The organism is Streptomyces sp. IBSBF 2435 (assembly GCF_036815005.1).
GTDB lineage: Bacteria > Actinomycetota > Actinomycetes > Streptomycetales > Streptomycetaceae > Actinacidiphila.
Window position 1 is genome coordinate 31,301 of record NZ_JAJSYW010000042.1, and the last position, 6,000, is coordinate 37,300.

5 protein-coding genes are annotated in these 6,000 nt (G+C 74.1%); 4 read left to right on the plus strand and 1 reads right to left on the minus strand.

From position 1 onward, the window contains the following. Positions 1 to 150 precede the first annotated feature (150 nt). Positions 151 to 1,395, minus strand: coding sequence for a serine-threonine protein kinase (locus V7E46_RS11375; RefSeq protein ID WP_333768305.1), 1,245 nt, complete (start codon positions 1,393 to 1,395; stop codon positions 151 to 153). Positions 1,396 to 1,607: 212 nt separating this feature from the next. Here V7E46_RS11375 and V7E46_RS11380 point away from each other — a divergent pair, with 212 nt between their 5' ends. The 4 genes from V7E46_RS11380 to V7E46_RS11395 are packed head-to-tail and all read left to right on the plus strand — an operon-like array spanning position 1,608 to position 5,733. After that, positions 1,608 to 2,393, plus strand: a complete 786-nt coding sequence (locus tag V7E46_RS11380) for an SDR family oxidoreductase (RefSeq protein WP_333768306.1) — start codon at positions 1,608 to 1,610, stop codon at positions 2,391 to 2,393. Beyond that, entirely contained in the window at positions 2,390 to 4,045 is a 1,656-nt protein-coding gene (locus V7E46_RS11385) for an AMP-binding protein (RefSeq protein ID WP_333768307.1), read from the plus strand. Before V7E46_RS11380 ends, V7E46_RS11385 begins: the two co-directional genes overlap by 4 nt. 50 nt (positions 4,046 to 4,095) lie before the next feature. Continuing rightward, positions 4,096 to 4,731: a TetR/AcrR family transcriptional regulator gene (locus V7E46_RS11390; protein ID WP_329180313.1), complete on the plus strand. Its 636-nt coding sequence runs from the start codon at positions 4,096 to 4,098 to the stop codon at positions 4,729 to 4,731. A gap of 18 nt (positions 4,732 to 4,749) precedes the next feature. Then, on the plus strand, positions 4,750 to 5,733 hold the full coding sequence (locus V7E46_RS11395; protein WP_333768308.1) for an NADPH:quinone oxidoreductase family protein: 984 nt from the start codon (positions 4,750 to 4,752) through the stop codon (positions 5,731 to 5,733). Positions 5,734 to 6,000 lie beyond the last annotated feature (267 nt).

A 6,000-nucleotide genomic window follows, 5' to 3' on the forward strand; every position in this document is an offset into this window, starting at 1 on the left:
GCGCAGTTTTCCCCGCCCCTGGGTGAGTGCCGGAATGCGGTGGCCTTCGCACCTTGCGCGCTCGGTGGTTGCCCGCGCAGTTCGCCGCGCCCCTGGAAGCCTGCCCTCCTCCGCAAAGGGAGCAAGGGCGCACCCCGCGGAAGGCCGTGCTCAGAGCAGGGCCGCCGCATGGAGGGCGAGGCGGGCCAGGTCGGGGTGGTAGATGTCGCTGTGGGCGCCGGCGGGAGGGCCGCCCGCGCGGATGACGGCGGAGGCGTCGACGCTGACGCACCGGCCCCCCGGCAGGACGCCGCGCAGCGCCGCGGCCAGCGGCATCGCGGGAGTGCCGGGGATGCCGTGGAAGCCGTCGTGGCCGAGCGCACCCCAGCGGCCGTCGCCCAGCAGGGACCTGTCGTCGCCCGAGAGGCGGGACATCAGCGGATAGAAGATGCCGAGTGCCTGGTCGTGGGTGGAGTGGCAGGCCACCACAGGGCCGTGGACGCGGGCCTGGAGGCCTTGGAGAGCGCCGCCGGGGGCATAGGCGGAGTGCGAGAAGGCACCCTGCAGGAGGGTGACCGAGGCGACGTTGCGGGCCTCGGGCGGCAGCCCGGCCAGTGCGAAGGAGACCAGCCGGGCACCGAAGCTGTGGCCCGCCAGATGCACCCGGGTACCCGGGGCACGTACGGCCAGCAGCCCCAGCAGCGGCCCGAGCCCGGCTCGGCCGACCCTGCCCGCGCGGCCCTTCATGGCGTAATACGCGGCCTGCCGCAGCAACTCGCGGGCTCCGGACCAGATCGTCCCGCCGAGCCCGCCCAGCAGGTCCGCGCGGCACTGTGCGGCAGCGAGCGCGCCGGCCAGCGCCGCGCACATGGCGGCGGGGTCCTCGGTGAACAGCGCGGGCGGCGCGTCCGTACCGCCGACGTCCTGCGCGAGCACGGTGGCCCGCGGCTCGGCGCATCCGGTCAGCGTGCGGACCAGGGCGGCGAATCCGGCCAGGGCCCCGGGCTCGTCCGGCTGGCGCGCGAGCAGGTGCGCGATCCGGTCGGCGGCGGCGTCGTGCCCGGGCAGCACCCGTTTGAGCGCGGCGATGTCCGCGTCGGTCCCGGCCTCGGCAAGGGCGGCGGTGTGCGGGAAGTCCGGGATGGGTTCGTCGGAGAACCGCATCGAGGGCCAGTGCACCCCCGCGTAGCCGAGGCGTATGCGCCTCGCGTCGGCCAGCAGGCCGGGGAAGGGCGCGTAGAAGCGGGCGAAGAGGGCCGACGCCTTGGACACGTCGTCGTTCCAGCCGTGCGCGAAGAGCACCAGGTCGGTGCGGTCCCCGACGTGTGCCAGCAGGGCGTCGCGCTGCCCTGGGTCGGGGTCGCCGTCCGCGTCGAAGGTGAGGTCCCAGTAGGGCTGCACATGTGCCACGGCCATGGCTCCCCTCGCGCCCGCGGCTGCCGAAAGGCCCGCGATTGTCTGCTCTGTGTGCATCATCCCGGCGGCCCAGGGCAGCGTCCATCCCCCCGGCGGGTGAACGCGCACCGGCTGCGGCGGCGGGCGCCCGGGCCCTTCCGGATTGAGTGACCGACTGCTTAGTATGCCAGCACGGGTCAGCCCGGAGTCGAGTCGAAGGAGACACGGTTGTGGTGGCGGAAACACTGCGCGACGCCCGAGTTGTCGTTACCGGAGCCGGCGGCGGCATCGGCGCCGCCCTCGCCCGCGCCTTCGCGGCCGAAGGCGCCCGGGTGGTGGTCAACGACCTCGACGCCGAGGCCGCGCACAGGGTGGCCGACCAGATCGGCGCCGCAGTGGTCGCGGGCGACGCCTCGGGAATCGTGCCCGCCGCCCGTACCGCGCTCGGCGGCCGTATCGACGTCTTCTGCGCCAATGCGGGAGTCGGCACCGGCGGCGGCCCCGAGGCGGACGACGCGGCCTGGGAGCTGGCCTGGGACGTCAATGTGATGAGCCATGTCCGCGCCGCCCGCGCCCTGCTGCCCGAGTGGCTGGAGCGCGGTCAGGGCCGCTTCGTGTCCACCGTCTCCGCCGCCGGGCTGCTGACGATGATCGGCGCGGCCCCGTACTCCGTCACCAAGCACGGCGCCCTCGCCTTCGCCGAGTGGCTGTCGCTGACCTACCGGCACCGCGGCATCGCGGTGCACGCGGTCTGCCCGCAGGGCGTGCGCACCGCGATGCTCGACTCCACGGGGCCCGCGGGCGACCTGGTGCTCGGGCCGACCGCCATTGAGCCGGAGGACGTCGCAAGGGCGGTGCTCGACGGCATCGCCGAAGAGCGCTTCCTGATCCTGCCGCACCCCGAGGTCGCCGGCTATTACGCGACCCGCGCCGCGGAGCCCGAACGCTGGCTCGGCGGCATGAACAGACTCCAGCGCACCTACGAGGACCTCCGGGTAAAGGCGGGCGAGGAGGGATGACCGGATACGCCGACCAGCCGTGGCTCCAGTTCTTCACCGAGGAGCAGCGCGAGGACACCGACTGCCCGCCGTCCGTCCTGCACGGATTCCTGGCCTCGGCCGCGAGCCGCCCCGATCACCGGGCACTGGCATATTTCGACGGCGCACTGACATACCGCGAACTCGACACCCTTTCCGACGGCCTGGCCCGCCACCTCGCCGCCCGCGGCTTCGCGCCCGGCGACCGGCTCGCCGTCATGCTGCAGAACGTGCCGCAGTTCGTTGTGGCGCTGCTCGCGGCATGGAAGGCGGGCGGCGCGGTCATCCCGGTCAACCCGATGTACAAGCAGCACGAACTCGCCCACATCCTCACCGACGCCCAGGCGACGGCCCTGGTCTGCTCCGAGCACGCCTGGCAGGGCCACGTACGGGCCACGGCCGCGTCCTCGCCGGTGCGTATCGCGCTCACCGCCAGCGAACTCGACCTCCAGACCCGCGACGACCCCCGCGTACTGACCGCGGGCCGGCTGCCCGCCGACGACGCCGAGGACCTGCTCGCCGCCGCCCGTGCCGCGGCCGGGCCGCGCCCCGACGTACCGCTGCCGGCCGCCGGCGACACCGCCCTGGTCAGCTACACCTCGGGCACCAGCGGACGCCCCAAGGGCGCCCTGAACACCCACGGCAACATCGCCTTCAACGCCCACCGCCAGATACGCATCCAGCAACTGCCCGCCGACGCAGTGGTCTTCGCGCTGGCCCCGCTCTTCCACATCACGGGCATGGTCTGCCAGCTCTCCGCGGGCCTGGCCGCCGGCCACACGGTGGCCCTGGCCTACCGCTTCGAACCCGGTGTGGTCCTCGACGCCTTCCGCGAGCACCGGCCCGCCTTCACCGTCGGCCCCGCCACCGCCTTCATGGCGCTGCTGGCCAGGCCCGACGCCACTGCCGAGGATTTCGCGTCCTTCACGCTGATCTCCTCGGGCGGCGCCCCGCTGCCGCCCGCCGTCGTGGAGGCCTTCCGCGCCCGCTCCGGCGGCCGCTACCTCGCCAACGGCTACGGCCTCACCGAATGCACCGCCCCCTGCGCCAGCGTCCCGCCCGGCCACGAGGCGCCGGTCGACCCGGCCTCCGGCACCCTCGCGGTCGGCGTGCCGGGCCCCGGCACCATGGTGCGGATCATCGACGACACCGGCGCGGAACTGCCCTTCGGCCAGTCCGGCGAGATCGCGGTCAGCGGACCGATGGTCGTCCCCGGCTACTGGAACCTGCCGGACGAGTCGCGCGCCGCCATTCCCGGCGGCGAACTGCTCACCGGCGACATCGGCTTCATGGACGCCGACGGCTGGCTCTACGTGGTCGACCGCAAGAAGGACATGATCAGCGCGTCCGGCTTCAAGGTCTGGCCGCGCGAGGTCGAGGACGTGCTCTACACCCACCCGGCCGTCCGCGAGGCCGCCGTCGTCGGCGTCCCCGACCCTTACCGCGGCGAGAGCGTCAAGGCGTACGTCAGCCTGCGCCCGGGCGCGGCGGCCGACCCCGCCGAACTCGTCGCCTATTGCGAGGAGCGGCTGGCCGCGTACAAATACCCGCGCCAGGTGGAGGTGCTGGCAGAACTGCCCAAGACGGCCACCGGCAAGATCCTCCGCCGCGAGCTCAAAGCGACGGCCGGATAGGGTCCATAGCGGCCGGGACGCCGGTGGGCGGCACAGGAGAGGGGCAGGTCATGGCACGCAGCACGACGAGCGACGACGACGGCGGTACGGGGACGGCCGCGCGCACCGCCTCCGGCGCGGCGGTGCCCGAGCGGCTGCTCGCCGAGGCCACCCGGCTGTTCGCCGAACGCGGCTACGACCGCACCTCCGTCCAGGAGATCGTCGAGGCCGCGGGCGTGACCAAGGGCGCGCTCTACCACTACTTCGGCTCCAAGGACGATCTGCTGCACGAGATCTACGCCCGGGTGCTGCGGCTGCAGACCGAACGCCTGGACGCCATCGCGTCCCGGGACACCCCCGTGCAGGAACGGCTCGCGGAGGCCGCGGCGGACGTCGTGGTCACCAGCATCCAGAACCTGGACGACACCAAGATCTTCTTCCGCTCGATGCACCAGCTCAGCCCGGAGAAGCAGAAGGCCGTACGGGCCGAGCGCCGCCGCTACCACGAGCGGTTCCGGTCGCTGGTCGAGGAGGGCCAGCGGGACGGCCGCTTCCGGCCGGGTCTGCGGGCCGATCTGGTGGTTGACTTCTTCTTCGGCTCCGTGCACCACCTCGGCACCTGGTACCACGCGGACGGCCCGCTGTCCGCGGAGCAGGTCGCCGGCGAATTCTCCGACCTGCTGCTGCACTCGGTGCGGCAGCCCTGACCCCTCGGGAGTCCCAGCGTGAAGGCATGGCGCGTCCACGAGAACGGTGAGCCGCGCGAGGCGATGCGCCTCGACGAGATCCCCACCCCGGAGCCCGGCCCCGGTGAGGTGCTGCTGCGGGTACGGGCGGCGGGCGTCAACTTCGCCGACGCACTGCTGTGCCGCGGCCAGTACCAGGTCCGGCCGCCGCTGCCCTTCACGCCGGGCGTGGAGCTGTGCGGCGAGGTCGCCGCGCTCGGCCCCGGGGTGACCGGTCTCGGCGCCGGCGCCCGCGTCATCAGCACCGCCGCGCTGCCCGGCGGGGCCTTCGCCGAATACGCCGTCGTGCCGGCCGCGGGCGTGCTGCCCGCGCCCGACGCCCTCGACGACGCGGAAGCGGCGGTGCTGCACATCGGCTACCAGACCGGGTGGTTCGGGCTGCACCGCAGGGCCGCGCTGCAACCAGGCGAGACGCTGCTCGTGCACGCGGCGGCCGGCGGGGTCGGCAGCGCGGCTGTCCAGCTCGGCAAGGCCGCGGGCGCCACAGTTATCGGCGTCGTCGGCGGCGCCGACAAGGCGAAGGTCGCACGCGACCTGGGGGCCGACGTCGTGGTCGACCGGCGCACGGAGGACTTCGTGGCCGTCGTCAAGGAGGTCACCGGCGGGCGCGGCGCCGACGTCGTCTACGACTCGGTCGGCGGTGACGCGTACGCCAAGTCCACGAAGTGCATCGCCTTCGAGGGGCGGATCGTCGTGGTCGGCTTCGCCGGCGGGAAGGTGCCGGCCCCCGGGCTCAACCACGCGCTGGTCAAGAACTACGGGATTCTCGGGCTGCACTGGGGGCTGTACGCCGCGCGCGAGCCGGACGCCGTGCGGCGGGCCCACGACGAGCTCAGCCGGCTCGCCGACGCCGGGGCGGTGCGGCCGCTGGTGGCCGACCGCCATCCTCTTGCCGACGCGGCTTCCGCGGTCGAGCGGGTCGCAGCCGGCCTCACGACGGGCCGCCCCGCGATCCTCCCCTGACCCCGGCCACGCCGCCGGGCGCGAGCCTTCCCCCGGCGGCGGGCACCCAGGTGGCTGCCATTTGCGGTGACCTGTCGCCTCGACCACCGCCGTGGCCCGCGCCCCCGCGGTGGCGGCCGGTTTCCATACGCCGGTTGCGCCGTGGCTGGTCGCGCGGTTCCCCGCGCCCCGGGACAGCGTGCCCCCTACCGCAGAGGGAGGAGGACGCACCCCGCCAGGGGCGCGGGGATCCGCGCGACCAGCCCCCCACCGGGGGAAGGTCCCGGT